Here is a 25,307-nt window from a genome sequence, read left to right on the forward strand (position 1 = left end):
ATCCCGCCGCCGCCCAGAGCTCCGAGTCTCAGGCCCCTACACGTCGTGGCCTCTCGACGGTCGGTGGCAGCCGATGGTGGCCTCTCGACGGTGAAGGGCCAGCCGAACGTGGCCTTTCGACGGTGAAGGGGGGTCAGCCGGCGTCGCTGCGTCGACGCCGCCGGCGCTGCGACAGCGGGAGCGCCACCCATAGGGCGGTCGCCAGGACGGCGAGCCCGCCGCCGATCCAGAACGCCGTCGAGTGCGACAGCAGGACGTCCAGGACGAGGACCACGCCACCGACGATGCCGACGACGAGAAGGCACAGCCCCGTGCCGATGAGGTGGTCGGTGTGGCGCACCACGTAGTCCTTGAGGCCCTCGCGGAACAGCATCCGGTGCATCGCGACGGGCGCCATGAACACGAGGGTCGCCACGGCGACCGACAGCAGCGTGATGACGTAGATGGTCCGCTGCAGGCCGGTCAGCTGCGAGAACCGCTGCTGGAAGGGGATCGTCAGCAGGAAGGCGAAGAGGATCTGGACGCCGGCCTGGACGATGCGCAGCTCCTGCAGCTGCTCGTTGAAGTTGCGGTCGATCCGCTGGGCTTCGCTCTCGTCCCGCTCGTAGGCGTGTGGGTCGCTCATGCCTCAGGTGTACCCGCAGTGGGCCCGTCGCGCCGCCCCTCCGCGCGGGCTCCCGAAGGGCCGCGACGACGGAGGGCCCGGCACACCAGGTGGGGTGCCGGGCCCTGCATCACGTCGTCCGCCGGCGCCGGCACGCGCCGGGCGGACCGGCGCGTCAGCCTGCGCTGACGCGCGAACGGAGGGTGTCGAGCTCGGTGCGCAGCTCGGCGGGCAGCTGCTCGCCGAACTTGTCGAACCACTCCTCGATGAGGGGCAGCTCGGCCTCCCAGTCGGACGCGTTGACGGCGAGGGCCTTGGCGACCTGCTCGGGCGTCATGTCGAGGCCGTCGACGTCGAGGGCGTCGGCCGTCGGAACGAGGCCGATGGGCGTCTCGACGGCCTCGGCGTCACCGTCGAGGCGCTCCACGACCCACTTGAGGACGCGGCTGTTCTCGCCGAAGCCGGGCCACAGGAACGAGCCGTCCTCCTCGTCGCGACGGAACCAGTTGACGCCGAAGATCTTCGGCAGCTTGGACGCGTCGGCGCCCTTGCCGATCTCGAGCCAGTGGTTCATGTAGTCGCCGGCGTGGTAGCCGATGAAGGGGAGCATCGCCATCGGGTCGCGGCGCACGACGCCGACGGCGCCGACGGCCGCGGCCGTGGTCTCGGAGGAGAGCGTCGCGCCGATGAACGTGCCGTGGTTCCAGTCGCGCGACTCGTAGACGAGCGGCACGGTGGTCTTGCGGCGACCGCCGAAGAGGATGGCGTCGATCGGCACGCCGTTCGGGTTGTCGTACTCCGGCGCGATCATCGGGCACTGCTTGGCCGGCGTGCAGAAGCGGCTGTTCGGGTGGCTCGAGAGCGTGCCCGCCTTGCCGTCCTCGGGCGTCCACGAGTTGCCGTGCCAGTCGGTGAGGTGGGCCGGCGGCTCGTCGGTCATGCCCTCCCACCAGACGTCGCCGTCGTCGGTCAGGGCGACGTTGGTGAAGACCGAGTTGCCCTGGTCGATGGTCGCCATCGCGTTGGGGTTGGTCGAGGCGCCGGTGCCCGGCGCCACGCCGAACAGCCCGAACTCCGGGTTGACGGCGTAGAGCCGGCCGTCCTCGCCGAACCGCATCCAGGCGATGTCGTCGCCGACCATCTCGGCCTTCCAGCCGGGGATGGTCGGGGTGATCATCGCGAGGTTCGTCTTGCCGCAGGCCGACGGGAACGCGGCCGCGACGTAGTGGACGGACCCCTTGGGCGAGGTGAGCTTGAGGATGAGCATGTGCTCGGCCATCCAGCCCTCGTCACGGGCGATGGCGCTCGCGATGCGCAGCGAGTAGCACTTCTTGCCGAGCAGGGCGTTGCCGCCGTAGCCGGAGCCGTAGCTCCAGATGGCGCGCTCCTCGGGGAAGTGGACGATGTACTTCGTGTCCGAGCAGGGCCACGCGACGTCGGCCGAGCCCTCGGCGAGCGGGGCGCCGACCGAGTGCAGCGCCGGCACGTAGGAGGCGTCGGTCTCCTCGATGCGGCGCAGGACCTCGTCGCCGCAGCGGGCCATGACGAGCATCGACACGACGACGTAGGCCGAGTCGGTGATCTCGACGCCGAACATCGGGACCGTGGCGTCGAGGTGACCCATGACGAACGGGATGACGTACATGGTGCGGCCCTGCATCGAGCCCCGGTACAGCTCGGTCATCCGAGCCTTCATCTCGTCCGGCGCCATCCAGTTGTTCGTCGGACCGGCGTCCTTCTCCTCGAGGGAGCAGATGTAGGTGCGGTCCTCGACGCGGGCGACGTCGGAGGGGTCGCTCTTGCAGTAGAACGAGTTGGGCTTCTTGTCCTCGTTCAGGCGCACGAAGGTGCCGGCCTCGACGAGCTGGTCCGTGAGCTCGGTCCACTCCTCGGGAGTGCCGGTGATCCAGCGGATGTCGCGTGGCTGCGTCAGCGCGGCGACCTCGTCGACCCACGCGGCCAGGCCGGCGTGCGTCGTGTGCGTACTCGGTTTCTCTTGGGTCGTGGTCACTTGCGGGCCATCCCTTCGCGCGGTGCACTGCCGGCACCACGTCGTGCCGGTTCTGCTGCTCGCTCGTGGGCCCTCGTCAGGCGCGGGTGGCGCCCCGCCGGGTGTCCACATAGTGAGCAGATGACGTGATGGACTCACCGTACGCCCGGCCCGGAGCGCCGATGACCGGTCTGTCGTCAGGGTCCGGTGAAACGGCTCACACCCGCTGGGCGTTGCAAGACCGGTGACGGGATCGTGTCGGTTTCTTGCAGGAATTGCAGCGGGATTGCCGTGTGGTGGACAGGGCTCCGGGGCCTGTCCGAGGGGGCCGTTGCGGTACGCGTCCGGGGTCGGCGCCGCGGGGTCCGGGCGGGCCGCGTCACCTCGATTTCGTGGTTCGCGACCCGAGGCGCTAAGGTAACTTCTCGTCCCGCCCGGAAGGGCGAAGACACCTGCACCCGTAGCTCAACGGATAGAGCATCTGACTACGGATCAGAAGGTTTGGGGTTCGAATCCCTACGGGTGCGCTCTGTGTTGAGACAGAAGGCGAAGGCCCCGACCGGATGCGGTCGGGGCCTTCGTCATGTCCGCCTTCTCAGGCCTGCGTCTCGACGCCGAAGAGCAGCAGGAGGAAGGCCAGTCCGGCGAGGCCGCACAGCACGATCGCCGGCAGCGATCGCTCACGCTGGCGCCACGCCGCGAGCAGGACCATGAGCCCCGAGAGCCCGGCGAGGACGAAGCCGCCCTGGACCGCGAGGTTCTGCACCGCACTCGCGTGCCGGGACCCGACCTCGACGAGCGGCGCCACGGCGGAGGCGACGACGCCGACGACGAGCATCGCCACCGCCACCCAGCCGAGCCGGCTCGTCGGCAGCACCGTGACGGGGCCGCCCGCGGTCCGCAGGTGGTGGACCACGGCGACGACACCGCCGGTGGCCACGAGGGCGAACCCCGCGTAGAACACCACGGCCAGGTCCTGCCCCTGGAAGCCGAGCGCCACGACGACGAGCGCGGCGCCGACGAGCAGGAGCCCGGCGGCGAACCGCCCGATGCGAGTGGGTCGCGGGCCCGTGGGGGTCGCAGGGGAGGGGGTGTCGGTGCGCAGGCTCATGGCGGCTCCTTCGACACCTTCATCGTCCCGCCCGCGGCAGCCGCCGGTCCGCCGGCGTGACGAGGCAGACAGTCGGACGTGGACGAATCCCTTGCGCGGCGACGGGCCCCGGGGTTGGGTGTGCTGAGGAACCGTCAACGACGTCCGGAGGCCACGATGACCGCTGTGCAGACCGACTCGTCCACCGCGCTGGACCCCGCCCTGTCGCACACCCGCGGTGAGAGCGAGCCGCCGCTCATCGAACAGACCATCGGGGACAACCTCGATGCCACCGTCGCCCGGTTCGGCGACCGGGAGGCGCTCGTCGACGTCACCCAGGGCCGACGCTGGACCTACACCGAGCTGCAGCGCGACGTCGACGCCTTGGCGCGCGCCCTGCTCGCCGTCGGCGTCCGCACCGGCGACCGCGTCGGCATCTGGGCCCCGAACTGCTCCGAGTGGACGCTCGTGCAGTACGCCACGGCGAAGATGGGCGCGATCCTCGTCAACATCAACCCGGCCTACCGGGCGCACGAGCTGCAGTACGTCCTGAAGCAGGCCGGCATCTCGACGCTCGTCGCGGCGGAGTCCTTCAGGACGAGCGACTACCGCGGCATGGTCGAGGAGGTCCGCGACGAGGTGCCCGGCCTCGAGCGCGTCGTCTACATCGGCACGCCCGACTGGGACGATCTCGTCGCGCGGGCCGGCGAGGTGTCGGCCGAGGAGCTGGCCCGGGTTCAGGCGGGCCTGAGCAACACCGACGCCATCAACATCCAGTACACCTCCGGCACCACCGGGTTCCCCAAGGGCGCGACGCTCAGCCACCGCAACATCCTCAACAACGGCTACTTCGTCGGCGAGCTGTGCGACTACACCGAGGCCGACCGGGTGTGCATCCCCGTGCCCTTCTACCACTGCTTCGGCATGGTCATGGGCAACCTCGCGTGCACGACGCACGGCGCCTGCATGGTCATCCCGGCGCCGGGCTTCGACCCCGCCGCGACGCTCCGGGCGACGCAGGACGAGAAGGTCACCTCGCTGTACGGGGTCCCGACGATGTTCATCGCCGAGTGGAACCTGCCCGACTTCGACTCCTACGACCTGTCGAGCGTGCGCACCGGCATCATGGCCGGCTCGCCGTGCCCGGCCGAGCTGATGAAGAAGCTCATCGCCTCGGGCATCGAGGAGATGACGATCTGCTACGGCATGACCGAGACCTCACCGGTGTCGACGCAGAACCGCACCGACGACACCTTCGAGCAGAAGGTCGGCACGGTCGGGCGCGTGGGCCCGCACCTGGAGATCAAGATCGTCGACCCGGTGTCGGGGGAGACGCTGCCGCGCGGGCAGGCCGGCGAGTTCCTGACGAAGGGCTACTCGGTGATGCTCGGCTACTGGGAGCAGCCCGACAAGACCGCCGAGGCCGTCACGGACGGGTGGATGCACACCGGCGACATCGGCGTCATGCACGAGGACGGCTACGTCGAGATCACCGGCCGGATCAAGGACATGGTGATCCGCGGCGGCGAGAACGTGTACCCGCGGGAGATCGAGGAGTTCCTGTACACCCACCCCGACATCCTCGACGCCCAGGTCATCGGGGTCCCGGACGAGAAGTACGGCGAGGAGCTGTGCGCGTGGATCCGGATGAAGGAGGGTGCGACGCCGCTGACGTCGGAGTCGCTGCGGGCGTTCTGCACCGGGCAGCTCGCGCACTACAAGATCCCCCGCTACGTCGAGATCGTCGAGGAGTTCCCGATGACGGTGACGGGCAAGATCCGCAAGGTCGAGATGCGCGAGGTGACGGCGAAGCGCCTCGGCCTGGGCTGAGGCCCGCGGGCCCACTCCCGTGGTGATGGTGGCGGATCGGGTACGGATCGGAAAGGACGCGTCGCAGGGGCGCGAACCGGCTTGTGGCGCAGTAGGTTGCCGGTGGAGTGGTCGTCCTGGACCCGTGACCCGAGAGGGATGGAATGTCCGACACCAACAAGACGATCCTGTGGGTGGTCGTCGCCGTCGTCGTCGTAGCGCTCATCGCCTGGTTCTTCGTCTCGGCGAGTCGCCGCAAGGAGATCGAGGCCCGGCGGGCCGAGGCCGACCGCATGCGAGCGAGCCTCGACGCGCGTCTCGCCGAGGTCCAGCAGCAGCAGGACCGCGCCTCGGTGACCGGCGAGATGGCCGCCGAGGCGCGCGCCGAGGCCGAGGCCAAGGCGCGTGAGGCCCGCCGGCTCGAGGAACAGGCCGCCCAGGCGGCTGCCGTGGCCGAGCGCGCCCAGGCCCAGCACGACGAGATCGCCCGCGAGGCCGACCGCATCGACCCCGACGTCCCCACCGAGGACGACGACCGGGGCGGCAGGGCGGCAGCGGCCGGCGTCGGTGCGGGTGCCGGGGCCGCCGTGGGCAGTGCGGCCTTCACGCAGGAGGAGGACGACGACGACCTGGCCGACGCCGAGAACCCGTTCGGTGACTCCGCGGGTTCCGCTGGGGCGCAGGCTGGTTCGCACGACCCGGACGACGAGGCCCGCGCCGACGACGGCGGGCGCTGGGCGCCGGCCACCGACGCGGCCTCGGCGACGACCGCCGCGTCCGACGTCGACGGGCACGGGGAGACCAAGGGCGCCGCTGCCGAGGAGGCCGCGTCGGGTGAGGACGCGTCGGGCGAGGGAGCCGCAGAGGACGCATCGGCGGACGCCGGAGTGGGTACAGGGGCAGTGCCGTCGTGGCACGACGACGCCGAGCCGGAGTCCGACTCGCCGTCGACGGCCGCGGCAGCCACCGACGAGGACGCCACCGGCTCGAGCAGCGCGGCCGCGGGCGCCGCGTCCGACGACGCCGGGCAGCCCGGGGTCGTCGCCGAGCGCAACGGAGCCGACGACATGAGTGACACGACCCAGCTTCACGAGACGTCGGCAGACGACGCCGACGAGACCAGCACGAGCGCCACCGGGCGGTCCGAGCAGGCCGAGCAGGCCGAGCAGGCCGAGCGGACCGACGAGCCGACGGCCGAGGCCGAGGAGGGCGCCGCCGGCCTGTCCGCCGGTGCCGCCGGAGCGACCGCCGCGGCGGCGGGCGAGCCCGTCGCCACCGGCGACGAGGAGTCGGAGCCGCGGGAGACGCCCGCCGCGGCCGCCACGTCAGCCGAGTCGAGCGAGCCGACCGACGGCCCCTCCTCGGGCACCTCCACCGGCGGGGCCGGCTGGGAGCCCGAGGACGCCGACGGCGCCGAGGAGGTCGAGGAGGTCGAGGAGGTCAGGGTCCCGGCGCTCGAGGACCGTGACGACGTCATCGCCGAGGGCGGGACCCCATCGGACGACCCGGGTGACCACCGCGGCCAGCCGTGGGCGACGACGACGGGCCAGCGCCCGCCGGAGGCCGAGGAGCCGGCCGCCCCGGATGCCAGCGACGCCGCGCTCGGCGAGCGCGAGGACCCGACCAAGGCCCCCGAGGGCGAGCAGGCCGCGGCCGACGCCGCACCCGCGTCGGCCGACGAGGCACGTGAGGCGCGCGAGGTCGACGACGAGCACGCCACCGAGGCTCCGGAGGCCACCAGGGCTCCCGAGGGCGCGGACGCGCCCGTCGAGCCGAAGGCGTCTGCCGAGCAGGAGACGTCGACGCAGCACGGGACGTCGACGCAGCCCGAGGCGTCCGCAGGCGCCGAGGCGGCGTCCGGTCGACGCGTCTCCGAGTACGACGAGGTCGTCGACGGCGGCTTCGGCATGGGCTCGGCCGCGACGATCTCCGACGGCGCCCAGCCGCTCGGGCACGCGGTCAAGGGCGTGCGCGACGGCAACCGCTTCCTCACCCCGGGCGAGGACGGCTACGACGACGTCGAGCCCGACGTCTGGTTCTACGACGATGACGCCGCCCGGCGCTCCGGGTTCTCGCGCCGCGAGGACTGAGCACAGCGACTCCACGACGGGGCCGGTCGCCACGGGCGTCCGGCCCCGTCGTCGTGCCGGCCCGCGCCGCGGCGTCCGGGCGCCGGAAACCCCGGCGAGGGCACCACCCGTGCGCACCTAGACTGGCCCGCATGGTCTCCCCGCTCGTCGCGCTCACGCCGAAGGTCCAGTCCGCGATCGCCACCGCGCTCGGTGACGACTTCCGCGAGGTCGACCCGGTGCTGCGCCCGTCGCAGTTCGCCGACGTGCAGGTCAATGCCGCGCTCGCCCTCGCCAAGAAGGTCGGTGCCCCGCCGCGCGACGTCGCCGCGAAGATCGTCGAGGCCCTCGACCTCGACGGCGTCTGCGACTCGGTCGAGGTGAGCGGTCCGGGCTTCATCAACCTCACGTTCTCCAGCGCCTGGCTCGCCTCGCTGCTCCAGGAGGTCGACGCCGACGAGCGCTGCGGCGTGCCGGTCGAGCAGGCCCAGAACATCCCGATCGACTACTCCGCGCCGAACGTGGCCAAGGAGATGCACGTCGGGCACCTGCGCACCACGGTCGTCGGCGACAGCCTGGCGCGCACGCTCGAGCACCTCGGCCACCACGTCATCCGGCAGAACCACATCGGCGACTGGGGCACACCCTTCGGCATGCTCATCGAGCACCTGCTCGAGGTCGGCGAGGGCTCCGACGAGGCCGGGCTGCTCGTCACCGACCCCAATGCCTTCTACCAGGCGGCCCGCGTCAAGTTCGACGCTGCCGAGAAGGCCGAACCCGCCGGCAGCGCAGGCGACTTCAACGTGCGCGCCCGGTCGCGCGTCGTGCTGCTGCAGGCCGGCGACGCCGAGACCCTGCGGCTCTGGAACGAGCTCGTCGACCTCTCGAAGGTCTACTTCAACAAGCTCTACTCGACGCTCGGCGTCACGCTGACCGACCTGCACCTCGCCGGCGAGTCGAAGTACAACGACGCCCTCCCCGGCATCTGCGACGAGCTCGAGTCGCGCGGCATCGCCGAGGTGTCCGACGGCGCCCTGTGCGTCTTCCTCGACGGCTACACCGGCCGCGAGGGCAAGCCGGTGCCGCTCATCATCCGCAAGTCCGATGGCGGGTACGGCTATGCCACAACGGACCTCGCGACCATCAAGTACCGGGTCCACGAGCTCGACGCGCACCGGGTGCTCTACGTCATCGGTGCACCGCAGGCGCTGCACCTCAACATGGTGTGGGACACCGCGCGCAAGGCCGGCTGGCTCCCGGACGACGTCACGCCCGTCCACGTGCAGATCGGCAACGTGCTCGGCGAGGACCGCAAGATGCTCAAGACCCGCTCGGGCAAGCCGCTGCGGCTCATGGCGATGCTCGAGGAGGCCGTCGACAAGGCCGGTCAGGTGCTCGAGGAGGCGCGCCCCGACCTCGACGCGTCGACCCGCGCCACGATCGCCCGCCAGGTCGGCATCGGCGCGGTCAAGTACGCCGACCTGTCGGTGGCGCACGACAGCGAGTACGTCTTCGACCTCGACCGGATGGTGTCGCTCACCGGCAACACCGGCCCGTACCTGCAGTACGTCGTGGCCCGGATCCGCTCGATCTTCCGGCAGGTCGGCACCGACCCCTCGGTGCAGCACGACACGATCCTGCTCGGCGAGCCGCACGAGCGTGCCCTCGCCACGCACCTGCTCGGGTTCGGCGACGTCGTGGCCGAGGTCGGTGCGACGTACGAGCCGCACCGTCTCGCCGGCTACCTCTTCGAGCTGGCCCAGGCGTTCTCGGCCTTCTACGAGAACTGCCCCGTGCTCAAGGCCGACCTCGACGAGGTGCGCGCCTCGCGACTGACGCTGTGCGCGTTGGTCTTCCGGGTCATGACGACGGGCCTCGACGTGCTCGGCCTCGAGGCGCCCGAGCAGATGTGACAGCGGGCGCCGCCCGTGCCGGCTCGGGCTGGGACGGGCGGCGCACCCCCTGTGGATGACGACGGACGCCGGTCGCTCGGCGTCAGTAGCGTCGCCGGCCGTCCGTGGCACGCCGAGACCGACCGCTGGGGCGTGGTGGCCGCGGCCCTCCTGCTGCTGCAGGTCCCGCTCCTCGTGGCCCAGGTCGTTTCGGCCGGGTCCGTCCTCGACGCCTGGCGGGCCCTCGACCCCGTCGCCCTCGAGGCGTCGTCGGGGCGACGTCTGGCGCTCGCCGCCGTCGGGTTCGCGGCACTCGTCGGGTGCGCGGTCGTCTTCTTCACGTGGGTACGCCGGATACGAACGTCCGAGCGGTGCGAGCAGGTCGCCGTCCTCGGGCCGCGCCTGGCCGCCTGGGCCTGGTTCATCCCGGTCGCGTCCGTGGTGCTCGGGCCGCTCGCGCTGCGCGACGTGTGCACCGGTGTCGCGGCGGCCCGACGGCGTGACCGGGGGCTCCCCGCCGGGCGGGACGGGGTGATGACCGTGCTGTTGGCGGTCTGGGCCGCGGCGCTTGCGCTCGTCGCCCTGATCCGCCGGGTCGGGCTCGCCGCCCGTCGCTGACAGGGCGCGTCCCGTACCGGTGTGCTCGATTCGGCTGCCTCCGGGCTGGGTCCGGAGGAGAGTCGGGGCATGACCGACTGGGACTTCACCGGCCTCAAGGCCACGTACGTCAACTGCACGCTGAAGAAGAGCCCCGAGCAGAGCCACACCCAGGGCCTCGTCGACGCCAGTGCCGCGATCATGCGCGACCACGGCGTCGACGTCGACGTGATCCGGTTCGTCGACCACGACGTCGCCACGGGGGTCTACCCCGACATGCGCGAGCACGGGTGGGAGTCCGACGCGTGGCCCGACCTGTACCCCGGCATCCTCGAGAGCCAGATCCTCGTCGTCGCAGGCCCGATCTGGCTCGGTGACAACTCGAGCGTCACGAAGCGCTTCATCGAACGGATCTACTCGCTGTCGGGGATGCTCAACGACAAGGGCCAGTACCTGTTCTACGGGCGCGTGGCCGGGTGCCTCATCACCGGCAACGAGGACGGCATCAAGCACTGCGCGCAGAACGTCCTCTACAGCCTCCAGCACGTCGGCTACACGATCCCGCCCAACGCCGACGCCGGCTGGATCGGCGAGGCCGGTCCCGGTCCGAGCTACCTCGACCCCGGCAGCGGCGGCCCGGAGAACGACTTCACGAACCGCAACACGACCTTCATGACGTGGAACCTCATGCACCTGGCGCGGATGCTGACCGACGCGGGTGGCGTGCCGGCGTACGGCAACCAGCGCTCGGAGTGGAACTCCGGCGAGCACTTCGGCTGGCACAACCCCGAGTACCGCTGACGCGCCGGGCTCGGGTGCCGCCACTGCGTCAGCTGATCGGCGCAGCGGCGCCCTGCCGGACGCCGTGGACGCGCTCGAGCAGGTCGGCGTACCGCCCGACGACCTCGGCTGCCGCAGCCGCCCCGGCGTCGGGCACGTCGTACTCGGAGTCGATCCCGAGCTGCCACGTCGGCGGCTCGTCGGCGCCCGAGAGCACCCACGCGGCCTGACGCGCCGCGCCGACACCGACGTACTCGGCCGGCGACGGCACGACGACGGGCGCCCGGAACAGCCCGGGTGCGATCTCGCGGACCGCGCGGGAGGCCGAGGCGCCGCCGATGAGCAGCACCCGCCCGACGCGGACGCCGTTGTCCCGCAGGGCGTCGACGCCGGCGACGAGGTTGCACAGCATCCCCTCGACGGCGGCGCGGGCCAGGTTCTCCGGGGTGGCGTTGGCCCGCGTCAGGCCGCTCAGGGTGCCGGTGGCGTCGGGCAGGTCAGGGGTGCGCTCGCCGTCGAGGTAGGGCAGCAGCGTCAGGCCGTCGGCGCCCGGGGCCGCGGCCAGGGCCAGGCGGTCCAGCTCGGCGAGGTCGACGCCGAGCACCGCCGCCGACGCGGTGAGCACGCGGGCCGCGTTGAGGGTGCACATGAGCGGCAGGTGGCGGCCGGTCGCGTCGGCGAAGCCGGCGATGGCCCCCGACTCGTCGCGGATCGCCGAGCCGTGCGGCGTGAACACCGTGCCGCTCGTGCCGAGCGACACGACGACGTCGCCGGGCTCGAGGGTCAGCCCGAGCGCGGCACCCATGTTGTCGCCGGTGCCTGCGGCCACGAGCATGCCGGACCCTGTGCGCCCGGCGGCCTCGGCGGGAGCCAGGACGTCGGGCACCTCGAGGCCACGGCCGAACGCCAGCTCGAGCAGGTCGGGGCGGTAGTCGCCCTTGGCCGCCGACCAGTACCCGGTGCCGGACGCGTCGCCACGGTCGGTGGTCCAGCGCTGGAAGCCGTTGCCCTGCTTGAGGATCCGACCTGTGAGCCAGTCGTGCGGCAGGACGACGCGGGCCACGCGGGCCGCGTTCTCCGGCTCGTTCCGGGCCAACCAGCGCAGCTTCGTCACGGTGAAGCTCGGCACGAGGACGAGCCCCACGGCGTCGACCCACGCCGCCGCGCCGCCGAGCTCCTCGGTGAGGTCGCGGGCGGCGCCGGCGCTTCGGGTGTCGTTCCACAGCAGCGCGTCGCGCACGACCGCGTCGGTGTCGTCCATCGCGACCATGCCGTGCTGCTGGCCCCCGACGGCGATGGCGGCGACACCGTCGAGGACGCCGTTGCCGCTCGCCTGCTCGAAGGCCTCCCACCAGCGGTCCGGGTGCACCTCGGTGCCGTCGGGGTGCGGTGCCCGGGCCGTGCGCACGACGGCGCCGGTCTCGGCGTCGCACACGACGACCTTCGTCGACTGCGTCGAGCTGTCGACGCCGGCGACGAGGGTACGGCCGTCGGTCACGTGGTCACCCGGGTGCTCCATGCCTGAAGCGTCTCCCGGGCGCCCTTGTCGTGCAAGGCCGAGAGCGCGTCCGTGAACACCGCTGCGAACCGCTCGTCGTCGGCGAGGCCGCCGAAGAGGTCGCGGTCGCGCAGGAACGCCAGCGGGTCCTCGCCCTGCCGGGCCGCCGCAGCCATGACGCGGTCCTTGACGCGGTCGACGACCTCGATCGGCTCACCGGCCTCGTCGACGCCCTCGGCGTACCGGGCCCACGCGGCCACGACGAGCGCCGACCGGTCGATCTGGCCGCCCGTCTCGAGGTTGCGGTTGATGACCGGCACGAGCCACTTCGGGATGCGGTCGGAGGACTCGGCGCACAGCCGGGCCAGGGTGTCGCGCACCTCGGGGTTGGCGAAGCGTTCGATGAGCTGGTGACAGTACGCGTCGAGGTCGACGCCCGGCACCGCGGGCAGCGTCGGGCTGCCCTCGTGCTCCATGTAACCGAGGAGGAAGTCGACGAAGAGCGGGTCCTGGCAGACCTCGTGGGCGTACCGGTAGCCGGAGAGGTAGCCGAGGTAGCACAGCGCCTGGTGGCTCGCGTTGAGCAGGCGCAGCTTCATCAGCTCGTAGGGCACGACGTCGTCGACGAGCTGCACGCCGGCGTCCTCGAACGGGGGCCGGCCGTCGGTGAAGTGGTCCTCGAGGACCCACTGGGTGAACGGCTCGCACACGACGGGCCAGCCGTCGGCGACACCGAACTCGCCTGCGAGCCGGTCGATGTCGTCCGGGGCGGTCACCGGCGTGATGCGGTCGACCATGCAGTTGGGGAACTGCACGTGCTCGTCCATCCAGTCGGCGAGTCCGGGGTCCTTGAGCCGGGTGAAGGCCGTCATCATCTTCCGGGCGACGTCGCCGTTGCCGGGCAGGTTGTCGCACGACATGACGGTGAACGGGGGCGTTCCGGCGGCCCGCCGCGCCGCGAGCCCGGCCACGACGAACCCGAAGACGGTGTGCGGCGTCGCGCCCTCCTCGAGGTCGGCCCGGATCGACGGGTCGGACGCGTCGAACTCCCCGGTGACCTGGTTGACGAGGTAGCCACCCTCGGTGATCGTCAGGCTGACGACCCGCGTCGAGGGGTCGGCGAGCTTGTCGACGACGGCCTGCGGGTCGTCGGGGGCGAACAGCATCTCGACGATGCTGCCGACGACGCGCGGCTCCCGGCGACCGTCCGGGTGCTTGACGACGAGCGTGTACAGCCCGTCCTGCGCGGTCAGCGTGTCGACGATCCGACGGTCGTGCGGGAGCACGCCGACGCCGCAGATGCCCCAGTCGAGGGCCTCGCCCTCGTTCATCAGCGCGTCGACGTACATCGCCTGGTGCGCGCGGTGGAAGCCGCCGACGCCGAAGTGGACGATGCCGGTCGTCACCGCGCTGCGGTCGTACGAGGGTCGGGCCACGCGCGGGTCGAGATCGGCCAGCCCCGCGGCCGACAGCGGCGTCGCGGTCTGGTCGGTGGGGTCTGCGCTCATCGGACGGCGCCCATCGACAGGCCCTGCACGAGCTTGTCCTGCGCCGCGAACCCGGCGGCCAGCACCGGCAGCGACACGATGAACGAGGCCGCGCAGACCTTCGCGAGGAAGAGGCCCTGGCTCGTGACGAACCCGGTGAGGAAGACCGGGGCCGTGCCGGCGACCGTACCCGTCAGCACCCGGGCCAGCAGCAGCTCGTTCCAGCTGAAGATGAAGCAGATCAGCGCGGCGGCCGCGATGCCAGGCATGACGACCGGCGCGATGATGTCGCGCAGGGTCCGGGTCAGGCTCGCGCCGTCGACCTGGGCGGCCTCGAGCATCTCGACCGGCACCTCCGCGAGGAAGGACCGGAGCATCCAGATCGCAATCGGCAGGTTCATCGCCGTGTAGAGGATGATCAGGTACCAGATGTTGTCGAGCAGGTGGACCTTCTGCGCGATGAGGTAGAGCGGCAGGATGCCGGCCACGATCGGCAGCATCTTCGTGGACAGGAAGAAGAACAGCACGTCGGTCCACTTGCGCACCGGACGGATCGAGAGCGCGTAAGCCGCGGGGAAGGCCAGGAGCAGCACGAGGACCGTCGACACGACGCTCGCGGTCAGCGAGTTGAGCAGTGCCGGCCACGGGCCCGCGGCGAAGAACGTCCGGTAGCCCTCGAGGCTCAGCGGGGCGAGGACGCTCGGCGGGTTCGTCGCCGCGTCGGTCTCGCGGTGGAAGGAGGTCAGGACCATCCAGAGCACCGGCAGCGCGAAGAGGATGCCGATGACCCAGGCGAGCAGGCCGAGCAGGGCCGCCTTCTTCGGTGGCTTGCGGTGGACGATGCTGTCGGGGGTCGAGGAGCGGCGCGACGGCGTCGTGGCCGCGGTGCCCGGCTCCGTGGACTCGGTGGTCTGGGAAGCGGCGCTCATCGGGACTCCTCCTTGAACAGGCTGAACACGGTGCGCAGGGCCAGCGTGGCGATGATGATCGTCGCGATCACCACGACGACGCCTGCGGCAGAGGCGCGCCCGTAGTCCTGGGCGGTGTAGAAGGTCTGGTAGATGAAGTAGGGCAGGTTGGCCGTGCCGAGACCGCCGGACGTGATGGTGAAGACGGCGTCGAAGTTGGCCACGACGTAGATGGCACCGAGCAGGGCCGACAGCTCGATGTACTGGCGCAGGTGCGGCAGCGTCATGTTGACGAAGATCTGCCAGCCGGTGGCACCGTCGATGCGGGCGGCCTCGACGACGTCGAGCGGCCGGCTCTGCAGGCCCGCCAGCAGGATGAGCATCATGAACGGCGTCCACTGCCACACGAGCGCCGCGATGATCGCCCACAGCGGGTTGTTCGTGATCCAGTCGGGTTGGGGCGCGTCGGGGCCGAAGACCCACTTGAGCAGGCCGTTGAAGAGGCCGTACTCGGGGTTGTAGAGGGCGTGCTTCCAGAGCAGCGCCGCGGCGACCGGCACGATGAGGAACGGCACGATCATCAGGGTGCGCACGATGCCGCGGCCGCGGAACTTGCGGTCGAGCAGGAGGGCGATGGCCAGGCCCAGCACGAGGCTGATCCCGACGACGCCCACGGTGAGCAGGACGGTGACGACGACGGCCTGGCGGGCGTTCTCGTCGGTGAAGACCCGCCGGTAGTTGTCGAAGCCGGCGAACCCCCGCTCGTCGGGGTAGTAGGCGTTCCAGTTCATGAAGGAGATGACGAGCGTGCCGATGAACGGCAGCTGCGTCAGGACGATGACGAAGATCAGGGCCGGCAGCAGCGGGGCGCGTCGGGCCCAGTCACCCGCCTTGGCCAGGGTCGTCGACCGGCCGGTGTCGTCGACCGACGACCGGGTCTGCGGGGTCTGCGTGGCGGTGCTCACTGGTTGGCCTCCCTCGACTGGTAGCGCTCGGCGACGTCCTGGGCCAGGCGCTGGCCCTTGTCCAGGGCCTCGTCGACCGTGGTCTTCCCGGCGATCGCCGAGCTGACGTCCTGACTGACCTGCGTCCCGAGATCGGGAAACTCGGGGATGTCGACGAACTGGATGCCGAGGGCCGGCCGCGGCTGGACGCCGGGGTTGGTGGGGTCGGCGGCCTCGATCGCGGCCTTCGTCGGGGCGGCGAAGGCGCCGGCCTCCGCGAGGTAGGAGGCGTTGTCGTACGTCGAGGCGCGCTTGCCCGCGGGCACGCGCGACCAGCCGAGCTTCTCGCCGACGAGCTGCTCGTACTCCTTGCTCGAGGCCCACGAGACGAACTTCCAGGCGTTCTCCTGCTTCGTGCTCGCGGCCTGGATGCCCCACGACCACGCGTAGAGCCAGCCCGAGCTCTTCGTCTTGACGACGGGCGCCGGGGCGTAGCCGAGCTTGCCGCGGACGGGGGAGTCCTTGGCCTCGAGCGACCCGGCGGCCGAGGTCGCGTCGTACCACATGGCCACCGAGCCCTGGGTGAGGTTGTTGAGGCACTCGGTGAAGCCGGCCTGCGGCGCACCCTTCTCCCCGTGCTGACGGACCAGGTTGACGTAGAAGTTCGTCGCCTCCTTGAACTCGGGGGCGTTGACCTTGGGCGTCCAGTCCTTCTCGAACCACGTGCCGCCGAAGGTGTTGACGAGCGTCGTCAGCGGGGCGAAGAGCTGGCCCCACCCGGGCTGGCCGCGCAGGCAGATGCCGGCCATGCCGGGCTGGGCGCCGTCGACCTTGGCGGCGATGTCGGCGACCTGCTGCCACGTGGGCTGCGCGGGCATCGTGACGCCCTTCTGCGCCAGGACGTCCTTGCGGTACATGAGGAACGACGACTCGCCGTAGAAGGGTTCGCCGTAGACCTTGCCGTCGGACGACAGCGACACCTGCATCGGCTTGAGGATGTCCGCCTGGTCGAAGGCGGTGTCCTTGGCGATGAAGCCGTCGAGCGGGCTGATCCACTTCGCCTTGGCGTAGATCGGGATCTCGAAGTTGCTGAGCGAGGCGACGTCGTACTGGCCCGCCTGGCTCGAGAACTCCTGGCTGATCTTGTCGCGCACGTCGTTCTCGGGGAGCACCGTGAAGTTCACCTTGATGCCGGTCTTCGCCGTGAAGTTGTCAGCGGTCAGCTGCTGCAGGTCGACCATCTGCGGGTTGTTGACCATGAGGACGTTGATCGCGTCGTCGCCGCCGCCCTGGCCGACGGCCCCCCAGCCCGCGCACGCCGAGAGGCTCGCCACGAGTCCCGTCGTCAGGGCGGCCCCCGCGACCGCGCGACTGCGGCGGCTTCTCCGGTGTCCGTTCCGTTGCACGTCTCCTCCTTGAGTCCGCTCATTTGAGCGCTAGGCTGCACATATGAGTAAAGTGACTCGGGTCACCGGTGTCAACAGGTCGCCCGAAAACCGGGGTCCTGTCACGGCGGTGGGTCGCAGGCGCAAGACTTCAGGCGTGAAGGAGACCGGGATGGAGCGACGCGGGCCGGCCGAGCTCGTGCTCGCGGCGGCCGTGGCCCGCCGCCACTACCTCGCCGGCCAGTCCAAGGTCGAGATCGCCGACGAGCTCGGCCTCAGCCGGTTCAAGGTCGCTCGCCTCATCGACTTCGCCCGCGAGGCCGGCATCGTGCGCATCGAGATCGTCGCCGACGGCGAGCTCGACCTCGACCGCTCGGCCCGGCTGCAGGAGCGGTTCGGGCTGCGGCACGCCGTCGTCGTCGACGGCTCGCGCATCGAGTCCTCCGCCCTGGCCGACCACCTCGGACGCGCCGCGGCCGGGCTGCTCACCGACGTCGTGCAGGCCGGCGACGTGCTCGGCCTGCCGTGGTCGCGCTCGGTCGACGTCATGACGCGCTCGCTGCGCGACCTGCCCCCGGTCGACGTCGTCCAGCTGAGCGGCGCCATGGAGGTGGAGGGCCACGACAGCAGCGCCGTCGACATCGTCCGACGCGCCGCCCGCGCCACCGGCGGAGGCTCCTCGATCTTCTACGCGCCGCTGCTGCTCGACGACGCCGCCGGCGCGGCCACGCTGCGACGCGAGCCCCAGGTGGCGCGCGTCCTGGCGCAGGCGTCGAGGGTCACCGTCGCCGTCATGGGCGTCGGCGCGTGGGCGCCCGGCCTGTCCACGATCCACGACGCGGTCACGTCCGCCGACCGCGAGGCCCTCGCCGGCCTCGGCGTCGTCGGCGAGATCGCCGGTGTCCTCTTCGACGCGTCCGGCACCGTCGTCGAGCCCCCGCTGACCGAGCGGGTCGTCACGATCAGCCCCGACGCCCTGCGCGGCATCGAGGAGGTCGTCGCCATCGCGTCCGGCGCCGACAAGGGCGTGGCGGTGCGCGCCGCGCTCGCGGGAGGGCTCGTCAACGCCGTCGTCGCCGACGCCGCCCTCGCCGACGCGCTGCTCTCCTGACGCGCACCCGGCCCGGGTCGCGACGTGCTCGGAGCGGGGCCGGCGGCGGCACGGCCGTGACACGCCCACGATCAGAGACGGCCCGGCCGAACGGGTCGATCCGGTGTGTGATGTGACCGGCAGTCCTCCCCGTGCGCGGTGGTCCGTGCTCTAGGTTCGGGAGCCAGTGCCGTCGTGAGCGAAGGAGCCAGCGTGCAGATCGGTGTACCCCGAGAGACGCGAGCCCGCGAGACGCGGGTCGCCGCCACGCCCAAGACCGTCGGACAGCTCGTCGGCCTCGGCTACGACGTCGTCGTCGAACGCGGTGCGGGAGTGCTCGCGAGCTTCTCCGACGACGCGTACGCCGACGCCGGCGCGCGGATCGTCGACCGCGACGAGGCCTGGGGCTCGGACGTCGTGCACCAGGTCAACGCGCCGGCCGACGCCGACATCGCACTTCTGCGACCCGGTGCCGTCATCGTCTCCCTGATGGCTCCCGCCCTGAGCCCCGAGCTCGTCGAGAAGCTGCGCGCAGCCGGCGTCACGGCCATGGCCATGGATGCGGTGCCGCGCATCAGCCGGGCCCAGTCGCTCGACGTGCTCTCGTCGATGGCCAACATCGCTGGCTACCGCGCCGTCGTCGAGGCGGCCCACGAGTTCGGCTCGTTCTTCACCGGGCAGGTCACCGCGGCGGGCAAGGTGCCGCCGGCCAAGGTCCTCGTCGCCGGAGCCGGCGTCGCGGGTCTCGCCGCGATCGGCACGGCACGCTCGCTCGGTGCGATCGTGCGCGCCACCGACGCCCGGCCCGAGGTGGCCGAGCAGGTCGAGTCGATGGGAGCGGACTTCCTCGCCGTGCAGATGCCGGAGGTCGACGAGGCCACCGCGTCCTCCGACGGCTACGCCAAGGAGATGGGCGAGGAGTACAACCGCCGCGCGGCCGAGCTCTACGCCTCGCAGGCCCCGGACGTCGACATCGTCGTGACCACGGCGCTCATCCCGGGTCGCCCCGCCCCGCGGCTCATCACGGCCGAGATGGTCGCGACGATGAAGCCCGGTTCGGTCATCGTCGACATGGCCGCCTCCAACGGCGGCAACGTCGAGGGGTCGGTGGCCGACGAGCTCGTCGTCACGGCCAACGGCGTCAAGATCATCGGCTACACCGACCTCGCCGCCCGGCTGCCCACGCAGGCCTCCCAGCTCTACGGCACCAACCTCGTCAACCTCATGAAGCTGCTGACGCCGGGCAAGGACGGGCAGGTCGTCCTCGACTTCGACGACGTCGTGCAGCGCAACATGACCGTCGCGCGCGACGGCGAGCTGCTCTGGCCCCCGCCCGCGATCCAGGTGAGCGCCGCGCCGGCGCCTGCTGCCGCGTCCGGCAAGCAGGTGGTGAAAGAGCCTGAGCCACCGAAGGACCCACGGCGCAAGTACGTGGCCATGGGTATCGGGGCCGTGGTGTTCGCCCTCGTCGCGGCGGTCTCGCCGCCGAGCTTCCTCGGGCACTTCACGGTGTTCGCCCTCGCCGTCGTCGTCGGCTACTACGTCATCGGGCACGTGCACCACGCCCTGCACACCCCGCTGATGTCGGTGACCAACGCGATCAGCGGCATCATCGTCGTCGGGGCACTGATCCAGCTGGGACAGTGGCGAGCCGGCACGTCCGGCGTCATCGTCGTGCTGGCCTTCCTCGCCACGCTCATCGCGAGCATCAACATCTTCGGTGGGTTCCTCGTCACCCGCCGCATGCTGACGATGTTCCGGAAGGGCTGAGCACCAATGGATCTCGCACTCATCCAGGCCGCCTACATCATCGCGGCGCTGCTGTTCATCCTGTCCCTCGCGGGCCTGTCGAAGCACGAGACCGCCAAGGACGGCAACATCCTCGGGATGGTCGGCATGGCGCTCGCGCTCGTCGCGACGCTGTGGCTCGCGCTGCGCGGGGCGCCGGCGGCCAACTGGCTGCTCATCGCCGTCGCCATGGCGATCGGCGCAGGCATCGGCATCTGGCGGGCTCGCCGCGTCGAGATGACCGGGATGCCCGAGCTCATCGCGATGCTCCACTCGTTCGTCGGTGCCGCAGCGGTGCTCGTCGGCTTCAACACGTTCCTCGCGTCCGGCTCGGAGGCCTCCGACGGCGTGCACCTCGTCGAGATCTTCCTCGGCGTCTTCATCGGTGCGGTCACCTTCACCGGGTCGATCGTCGCCTTCCTCAAGCTGTCGGCGCGCATCTCGTCCAAGCCGCTGATGCTGCCCGCGCGGCACTGGCTCAACCTCGCCGCGCTCGTGGTGTCGGCCGCGCTGCTCGTGTGGTTCGTTGCCTCGCACTCGATCGTGCCGCTCATGGCGATGACCGCGATCGCGCTGGCGTTCGGCTGGCACCTCGTGGCCTCGATCGGCGGCGGCGACATGCCCGTCGTCGTGTCGATGCTCAACAGCTACTCGGGATGGGCCGCTGCCGCGGCCGGCTTCATGCTCGGCAACGATCTGCTCATCGTCACCGGCGCGCTCGTCGGCTCATCGGGTGCCTACCTGTCGTACATCATGTGCACGGCGATGAACCGCTCGTTCGTGTCGGTCATCGCCGGTGGCTTCGGCTCCGACGGGGCGGTCACGAGCGGCGACGTCGACTACGGCGACCACCGCGAGACGAACGCCGAGGAGGTCGCCGACCTGCTCACCCACGCGTCGTCGGTCGTCATCACCCCCGGCTACGGCATGGCCGTGGCGCAGGCGCAGTACCCGGTCGCCGACCTCACGGCGAAGCTGCGCGAGCGCGGCGTCGACGTGCGCTTCGGCATCCACCCGGTCGCCGGGCGCCTGCCGGGCCACATGAACGTCCTGCTCGCCGAGGCGAAGGTGCCCTACGACATCGTCCTGGAGATGGACGAGATCAACGACGACTTCCCCGGCACCGACGTCGTGCTCGTCATCGGCGCCAACGACACCGTCAACCCGGCCGCCGCCGAGGACCCGGGGTCGCCGATCGCCGGCATGCCGGTGCTGCAGGTCTGGAACGCCAAGGACGTCGTCGTGTTCAAGCGCTCGATGAACGCCGGGTACGCCGGCGTGCAGAACCCGCTCTTCTTCCGCGACAACAGCGCCATGCTCTTCGGCGACGCCAAGGAGCGCGTCGAGGACATCATCAAGGCCCTCTGACCCCGCCCTTAGGTCCATTCCGACGCTTTCGGCACCGAACGAGTCGTTCGGTGCCGAAAGCGTCGGTGCACCGACCTGTTCGAGGCTTTCCGGCGTGGTCGCCACCGATCGACTCGTTCGGTCGCGTGTGGGGACGCGTTCGTCAGACGGCGCGGCGGCGGCTGCGGTCCCGGGCCAGGGCCGCCTCGATCCGTGAGCGCACCTCGGCTGGCCGATGGAGGTCGCCCCAGGTCAGCCGGACCACCTCGTAACCGACGCGCCGAAAGGCGTCCTCCCGACGCTTCTCGGCGAACAGCAGCGCCTGGGCCTCGTCCGGGGAGCCCGCCGCGTACTTGCTGCGGCCGTCGAACTCCACGAGCACCCGACTGCCTCGAATGACGAAGTCCGCTCGCTCGGGAAAGCCGTTGGGGCCGAGCGTTCCCGGCTCGAACTGCGGCTCGAGGTCGTAGCCGAGACCGCGAAGAACCAGGGCAGTCATCGACTCTCCGGGCGACTCGTGCCTCGGGTCGAGCCAGGGGACCGCAGACCGCGCGCGGACGAGCCCACGCTGTCCGCGCAGGGCCGCGATGGCAGCCTCCACCTCGCGTCGTGTGGCGTCGCCGCGCCTGAGTGCGGCGTCACCGGCCACGACGAGCGAGGCCACGTCACGCAACCCCGACTGCACGACGGCAAGGGCCGGGTGCACTGTCAGGCCGCGATGGGGCAGGGCTGACGCGTCGACCCCCTCGTGCACGTGCACCCGGCTGTAGGACCGGTAGGTGGTGTCGGATCCGATCCACATGAGGTGGACGGTCCCGAGATCGACGGCCTCCAGTGGCAGCCCCAGCAGGACGAGCGCCGAGCCGTGGCTCGCGACGGCCTGACCGCCGTACTCCTGCAGAAGGGCGGTGGTGCGCAGGAGGTGGCGGTCGCGCGCATCCCTCGGCCGACGGGTGGCATACCAGCCGCGGTGCAGGGGATAGGCCTGACCGGCCCGGACCCGTCGCCTCAGCTCGGCACTCGTCACGCCGAGGGTGCGGGCGTGCGCTGCCGAGACGACATCGTCGCGGGCCAGTGATGCGAGGTCCATGTCGTCGATGGTGCTCCACCCTGGCGGTGACCCGCTGTAGGGCTGTGGACAACCTCTAGGTGAGGGGGCGAACGCGTCGTTACATGCCGAACGCGCCGGTGCACCGGCGCGTTCGGCACCGAACGAGTCGTTCGGTCGGGTGTAGAGGGGGAGGGGCGGATCCGTCAGACGTTGGCGGGGACCTTGGCGCCCTCTTCCTCCTCGCCCGTCTCGAGCTTGCTGTTGCGGCGCGAGTAACCGAAGTAGATGGCGAAGCCGAGGATCATCCACACGATGAAACGCAGCCACGTCTCGATCGACAGGTTGAGCACGAGGTAGAAGCAGGCCGCCGCGGAGATCCACGGCACGACCGGGTTGCCCGGCACCTTGAACGACCGCTTGAGGTCGGGACGGCGCTTGCGCAGGATCGGGATGGCGATCGAGACGAGCATGAAGGCCGTCAGCGTGCCGATGTTGACCATCTCCTCGAGCTTGCCGATCGGCGTCAGCGAGGCGATGAGCGCGACCGCGGTGCCGATGATGAGCGTCAGGCGCACCGGGGTGCCCGTGCGCTCGCTCGTGCGACCGAGCGAAGCGGGGATGAGGTGGTCGCGGCTCATCGCGAACGTCACGCGGGTGGCGCCGATCATCAGCGTCATGACGACGGTCGTCAGGCCGGCGACGGCGCCCGCCGAGATCAACGTCGCGTACCCCTCCTTGCCGACCGCGGAGAAGGCCGAGGCGAGCGCCGCGTCGGGGTCGATCTTGTCGTACTTGACCATGCCGGTGATGACGAGCGAGACGGCCATGTAGAGGATCGTGCAGATGACGAGCGAGCCGATGATGCCGATGGGCAGGTCGCGCTGGGGGTTCTTGGCCTCCTCCGCCGTCGTCGCGACGACGTCGAAGCCGATGTACGCGAAGAACACGACGGCGGCACCGGACATGATGCCGAGGACTCCGAACGTCACCGGCTCGATACCGGTCAGCCACTGGAAAAGCGGCGTCGTCAGGCCGGCGGCTGCCTCGCCCGGCTGCGACGGCGGGATGAACGGTGACCAGTTGTCGCGGTTGATGAAGCCGATGCCGGCGAAGATGACGAACAGCACGATGAAGAGCTTGATGGCGACGAGAACGAGGTTGACCCGCATCGACTCCTTGATGCCGACCGCGATGAGGACCGTCAGCAGGGCGATGAGGAGGAAGGCGGGCAGGTCGAAGTGGGAGCCCGGCGCCAGCGACGCGGGCCAGGTGATGCCCAGCTGCTCCAGCAGCTTGACGAAGTAGGTGGACCAGCCTTGGGACACGACGCTCGCGCCGAGCATGAGCTCGAGCAGCAGGTCCCAGCCGATGATCCACGCGACGATCTCGCCAAGGGTCGCGTAGGAGAACGTGTAGGCCGACCCTGAGATCGGCACCGTGGACGCGAACTCCGCGTAGCAGAGTGCGGCCAGGCCACAGACGACGGCGCCGACGACGAACGAGAGGGCGATCGAGGGTCCGGCGAAGTCCTTCGCGGCGCGGCCGGTGAGGGTGAAGATACCGGCGCCGATGATGACGCCGATGCCGAAAACTGTGAGGTCGAGAGCGGTGAGTCGCTTCTTCAGGTGGTGCTCGGCCTCGTCGGCCGCGGCCATCGTGGCCTCGATCGACTTGGTGCGGAAGATGCTCATGTGGGCCTCCCGGGCTGGAGTGCGTTCGTCAGCATCTGCCCAACGTAGACCCCATGGATGCCCACGGCGAGCCCTGCTGTGCGCGAGTCCAACCCGCGATCCGACGCGTCACGAGACCGTGTTGGCGGTGTAGTGCGGGCGGGTATGTGAAGGGGTTCCGGAACGGCCCGGGCAGGCGGCGCGGCAGGCGTTCAGGCGTCGCGGGAGCCGCGTTCCCCGACGGGCCAGATCGGCCCGGTGTCGGCGCCGCGACGGCGTCGCTTGAGGTCGTCGCTCTCGTAGACCGTCTCGGGCCGGGGGCCACGCTGCACGGGGACCGCGCGCGAGTAGGAGTCGAGCCGCTCCTGGACCGGGTTGTGCGTGCGGTGAACGTCGGGGTAGGAGTCGCCCGAACCGGTGGGGCTGATGGGGCTGCCGGGTGGCGTCGGGCCACCGGGGCTGTCGGGGCCGCCGGGGCCGCGCGGACCGCGCGGACCGTCGTCGGGGAAGTCGGGCAGCTCGATCTCCTCGTAGTCCTCGTCGCCGGGCGGCGGGGAGATGTGGAAGATCTCGGCGCAGATGACCCGGTAGGTCCGGTCGGGGTCCGGTACCCACTTGACCTCGCGCAGGGCCTGGTCCTGGCCGGCGCTCTCGAGGACGAACTTGCCGTAGCCGAGGACGCGGCCGGGCGCCGTGCGCACGTAGCTCATGTCGGTGACCTTGAGCAGCGGCATCATCGCGACCTTCTTCGTGATGATGCCGTAGCGCAGCAGGAGCCGCTTGTCCGTGGCGAGGAACCAGTGGTTGCCGTAGTCGAACAGGATCCACAGCAGTCGCAGCAGCACGGCGATGAAGACCCACCAGAAGATGGTCCCGAAGGCCTGGGTCTGACGGGTGACGTTGGAGTCGATCCAGATCGCCAGGGCGAGGGCGGCCACCGTGGACGCGACCGGCTCGATGAGGGTGGCCCAGTGGGAGTGCACCGCCACGACGAGCTTCTCCCCGGGCAGCAGGACCCGGTCGAGCCCCTTGGGGGTGTCGCGCGTCAGTCGAAGCTGCACGGTGGCCTCCTCACCCGGTGCGGGTCACCGGTTCAGCAGCGAGTTGAAGAAGGCGAGGATCGCGTTGAACCCGTCGACGATGACGCCCCAGATGCTGCTGACGATGTCGGCGGCCTTGGTCGGCGACGTGAAGATCGCGTAGACGAAGAACGCCAGCACGACGATCAGGATGACTTTCTTGGCCTTGGGGCCCATCGCGTGTCGCTCCTTGGAGGGTGGGGCCGAGGCTGCCCTGACAGTCACAACG

The 25,307-nt window shown here is 70.8% G+C and carries 20 protein-coding genes and 1 tRNA gene; 9 read left to right on the plus strand and 12 right to left on the minus strand.

Going from position 1 to position 25,307, the window contains the following annotated elements; all coding sequences use genetic code 11:
• Positions 1-133: 133 nt before the first annotated feature.
• Positions 134-625 (minus strand): DUF6328 family protein, encoded by a 492-nt coding sequence (locus BIV28_RS00920; protein WP_076258514.1) that lies wholly within the window; start codon positions 623-625, stop codon positions 134-136.
• A gap of 154 nt (positions 626-779) precedes the next feature.
• Entirely contained in the window at positions 780-2,726 is a 1,947-nt protein-coding gene (locus BIV28_RS00925) for a phosphoenolpyruvate carboxykinase (GTP) (protein ID WP_423221528.1), read from the minus strand.
• A gap of 322 nt (positions 2,727-3,048) precedes the next feature.
• Here BIV28_RS00925 and BIV28_RS00930 point away from each other — a divergent pair.
• Positions 3,049-3,121: transfer RNA gene (locus tag BIV28_RS00930), tRNA-Arg, on the plus strand.
• A 68-nt stretch (positions 3,122-3,189) separates the two neighbouring features.
• Here BIV28_RS00930 and BIV28_RS00935 read toward each other — a convergent pair.
• Positions 3,190-3,705 (minus strand): hypothetical protein, encoded by a 516-nt coding sequence (locus tag BIV28_RS00935; RefSeq protein ID WP_076258516.1) that lies wholly within the window; start codon positions 3,703-3,705, stop codon positions 3,190-3,192.
• Positions 3,706-3,861: 156 nt separating this feature from the next.
• On the opposite strand from BIV28_RS00935, the gene BIV28_RS00940 reads away from it, so the two are divergent.
• From BIV28_RS00940 to BIV28_RS00960, 5 genes are all read left to right on the plus strand, one after another.
• The gene (locus BIV28_RS00940; protein WP_076258518.1) at positions 3,862-5,514 is read left to right on the plus strand and encodes an AMP-binding protein; all 1,653 of its coding nucleotides are present in this window, start codon (positions 3,862-3,864) and stop codon (positions 5,512-5,514) included.
• A gap of 143 nt (positions 5,515-5,657) precedes the next feature.
• Positions 5,658-7,583, plus strand: a complete 1,926-nt coding sequence (locus BIV28_RS00945; RefSeq protein ID WP_076258519.1) for a sunset domain-containing protein — start codon at positions 5,658-5,660, stop codon at positions 7,581-7,583.
• Positions 7,584-7,714: 131 nt separating this feature from the next.
• The gene (argS, locus tag BIV28_RS00950; protein WP_076258521.1) at positions 7,715-9,475 is read left to right on the plus strand and encodes an arginine--tRNA ligase; all 1,761 of its coding nucleotides are present in this window, start codon (positions 7,715-7,717) and stop codon (positions 9,473-9,475) included.
• A 51-nt stretch (positions 9,476-9,526) separates the two neighbouring features.
• Positions 9,527-10,072, plus strand: a complete 546-nt coding sequence (locus BIV28_RS00955) for a DUF4328 domain-containing protein (protein ID WP_076258523.1) — start codon at positions 9,527-9,529, stop codon at positions 10,070-10,072.
• A 69-nt stretch (positions 10,073-10,141) separates the two neighbouring features.
• Positions 10,142-10,852, plus strand: a complete 711-nt coding sequence (locus tag BIV28_RS00960; protein ID WP_076258525.1) for a flavodoxin family protein — start codon at positions 10,142-10,144, stop codon at positions 10,850-10,852.
• A 28-nt stretch (positions 10,853-10,880) separates the two neighbouring features.
• Here the strand turns inward: BIV28_RS00960 and xylB are convergent, their stop codons facing one another.
• The 5 genes from xylB to BIV28_RS00985 are packed head-to-tail and all read right to left on the minus strand — an operon-like array spanning position 10,881 to position 17,002.
• Positions 10,881-12,350: a xylulokinase gene (gene xylB, locus BIV28_RS00965; RefSeq protein WP_076258527.1), complete on the minus strand. Its 1,470-nt coding sequence runs from the start codon at positions 12,348-12,350 to the stop codon at positions 10,881-10,883.
• Positions 12,326-13,837: a mannitol dehydrogenase family protein gene (locus BIV28_RS00970; protein ID WP_076258529.1), complete on the minus strand. Its 1,512-nt coding sequence runs from the start codon at positions 13,835-13,837 to the stop codon at positions 12,326-12,328. Before BIV28_RS00970 ends, xylB begins: the two co-directional genes overlap by 25 nt.
• Positions 13,834-14,745, minus strand: coding sequence for a carbohydrate ABC transporter permease (locus BIV28_RS00975; RefSeq protein ID WP_083706929.1), 912 nt, complete (start codon positions 14,743-14,745; stop codon positions 13,834-13,836). The genes BIV28_RS00970 and BIV28_RS00975 overlap by 4 nt, the downstream gene beginning before the upstream one ends.
• On the minus strand, positions 14,742-15,689 hold the full coding sequence (locus BIV28_RS00980; RefSeq protein WP_076258530.1) for a carbohydrate ABC transporter permease: 948 nt from the start codon (positions 15,687-15,689) through the stop codon (positions 14,742-14,744). Before BIV28_RS00980 ends, BIV28_RS00975 begins: the two co-directional genes overlap by 4 nt.
• A complete protein-coding gene (locus BIV28_RS00985; protein ID WP_423221529.1) occupies positions 15,686-17,002 on the minus strand; it encodes an ABC transporter substrate-binding protein in 1,317 nt (438 codons plus the stop codon). The genes BIV28_RS00980 and BIV28_RS00985 overlap by 4 nt, the downstream gene beginning before the upstream one ends.
• Positions 17,003-17,210: 208 nt before the next feature.
• Between BIV28_RS00985 and BIV28_RS00990 the strand changes: the two genes are divergently transcribed.
• The 3 genes from BIV28_RS00990 to pntB all read left to right on the plus strand — a co-directional run bounded on the left by BIV28_RS00990 (position 17,211) and on the right by pntB (position 21,299).
• The gene (locus BIV28_RS00990) at positions 17,211-18,164 is read left to right on the plus strand and encodes a sugar-binding transcriptional regulator (protein WP_207555686.1); all 954 of its coding nucleotides are present in this window, start codon (positions 17,211-17,213) and stop codon (positions 18,162-18,164) included.
• A gap of 192 nt (positions 18,165-18,356) precedes the next feature.
• Positions 18,357-19,913 (plus strand): Re/Si-specific NAD(P)(+) transhydrogenase subunit alpha, encoded by a 1,557-nt coding sequence (locus BIV28_RS00995; protein ID WP_076258533.1) that lies wholly within the window; start codon positions 18,357-18,359, stop codon positions 19,911-19,913.
• Between the two features lie 6 nt (positions 19,914-19,919).
• Positions 19,920-21,299: a Re/Si-specific NAD(P)(+) transhydrogenase subunit beta gene (gene pntB, locus BIV28_RS01000; RefSeq protein WP_076258535.1), complete on the plus strand. Its 1,380-nt coding sequence runs from the start codon at positions 19,920-19,922 to the stop codon at positions 21,297-21,299.
• A 142-nt stretch (positions 21,300-21,441) separates the two neighbouring features.
• Here pntB and BIV28_RS01005 read toward each other — a convergent pair whose 3' ends face one another.
• The 4 genes from BIV28_RS01005 to BIV28_RS19830 all read right to left on the minus strand — a co-directional run bounded on the left by BIV28_RS01005 (position 21,442) and on the right by BIV28_RS19830 (position 25,303).
• Positions 21,442-22,368 (minus strand): hypothetical protein, encoded by a 927-nt coding sequence (locus BIV28_RS01005; protein ID WP_076258537.1) that lies wholly within the window; start codon positions 22,366-22,368, stop codon positions 21,442-21,444.
• A gap of 164 nt (positions 22,369-22,532) precedes the next feature.
• Positions 22,533-24,020, minus strand: coding sequence for an amino acid permease (locus BIV28_RS01010; protein WP_076258539.1), 1,488 nt, complete (start codon positions 24,018-24,020; stop codon positions 22,533-22,535).
• A gap of 191 nt (positions 24,021-24,211) precedes the next feature.
• Complete coding sequence (locus BIV28_RS01015) at positions 24,212-25,060, minus strand: PH domain-containing protein (protein ID WP_076258541.1); 849 nt, start codon at positions 25,058-25,060, stop codon at positions 24,212-24,214.
• Between the two features lie 24 nt (positions 25,061-25,084).
• Positions 25,085-25,303: a hypothetical protein gene (locus tag BIV28_RS19830; RefSeq protein WP_207555705.1), complete on the minus strand. Its 219-nt coding sequence runs from the start codon at positions 25,301-25,303 to the stop codon at positions 25,085-25,087.
• Positions 25,304-25,307: the final 4 nt, after the last annotated feature.

It is taken from the genome of Intrasporangium flavum (genome assembly GCF_001956915.1).
Classification (GTDB): domain Bacteria; phylum Actinomycetota; class Actinomycetes; order Actinomycetales; family Dermatophilaceae; genus Monashia; species Monashia flava.

Bases quoted from the DNA above. Each gene is read 5' to 3' on its own strand.
- BIV28_RS00920 (WP_076258514.1), bottom strand. From the start codon at position 625: ATGAGCGACCCACACGCCTACGAGCGGGACGAGAGCGAAGCCCAGCGG.
- BIV28_RS00925 (WP_423221528.1), bottom strand. From the start codon at position 2,726: ATGTGGACACCCGGCGGGGCGCCACCCGCGCCTGACGAGGGCCCACGA.
- BIV28_RS00935 (WP_076258516.1), bottom strand. From the start codon at position 3,705: ATGAGCCTGCGCACCGACACCCCCTCCCCTGCGACCCCCACGGGCCCG.
- BIV28_RS00940 (WP_076258518.1), top strand. From the start codon at position 3,862: ATGACCGCTGTGCAGACCGACTCGTCCACCGCGCTGGACCCCGCCCTG.
- BIV28_RS00945 (WP_076258519.1), top strand. From the start codon at position 5,658: ATGTCCGACACCAACAAGACGATCCTGTGGGTGGTCGTCGCCGTCGTC.
- argS (WP_076258521.1), top strand. From the start codon at position 7,715: ATGGTCTCCCCGCTCGTCGCGCTCACGCCGAAGGTCCAGTCCGCGATC.
- BIV28_RS00960 (WP_076258525.1), top strand. From the start codon at position 10,142: ATGACCGACTGGGACTTCACCGGCCTCAAGGCCACGTACGTCAACTGC.
- xylB (WP_076258527.1), bottom strand. From the start codon at position 12,350: ATGGAGCACCCGGGTGACCACGTGACCGACGGCCGTACCCTCGTCGCC.
- BIV28_RS00970 (WP_076258529.1), bottom strand. From the start codon at position 13,837: ATGAGCGCAGACCCCACCGACCAGACCGCGACGCCGCTGTCGGCCGCG.
- BIV28_RS00975 (WP_083706929.1), bottom strand. From the start codon at position 14,745: ATGAGCGCCGCTTCCCAGACCACCGAGTCCACGGAGCCGGGCACCGCG.
- pntB (WP_076258535.1), top strand. From the start codon at position 19,920: ATGGATCTCGCACTCATCCAGGCCGCCTACATCATCGCGGCGCTGCTG.
- BIV28_RS01005 (WP_076258537.1), bottom strand. From the start codon at position 22,368: ATGGACCTCGCATCACTGGCCCGCGACGATGTCGTCTCGGCAGCGCAC.
- BIV28_RS01010 (WP_076258539.1), bottom strand. From the start codon at position 24,020: ATGAGCATCTTCCGCACCAAGTCGATCGAGGCCACGATGGCCGCGGCC.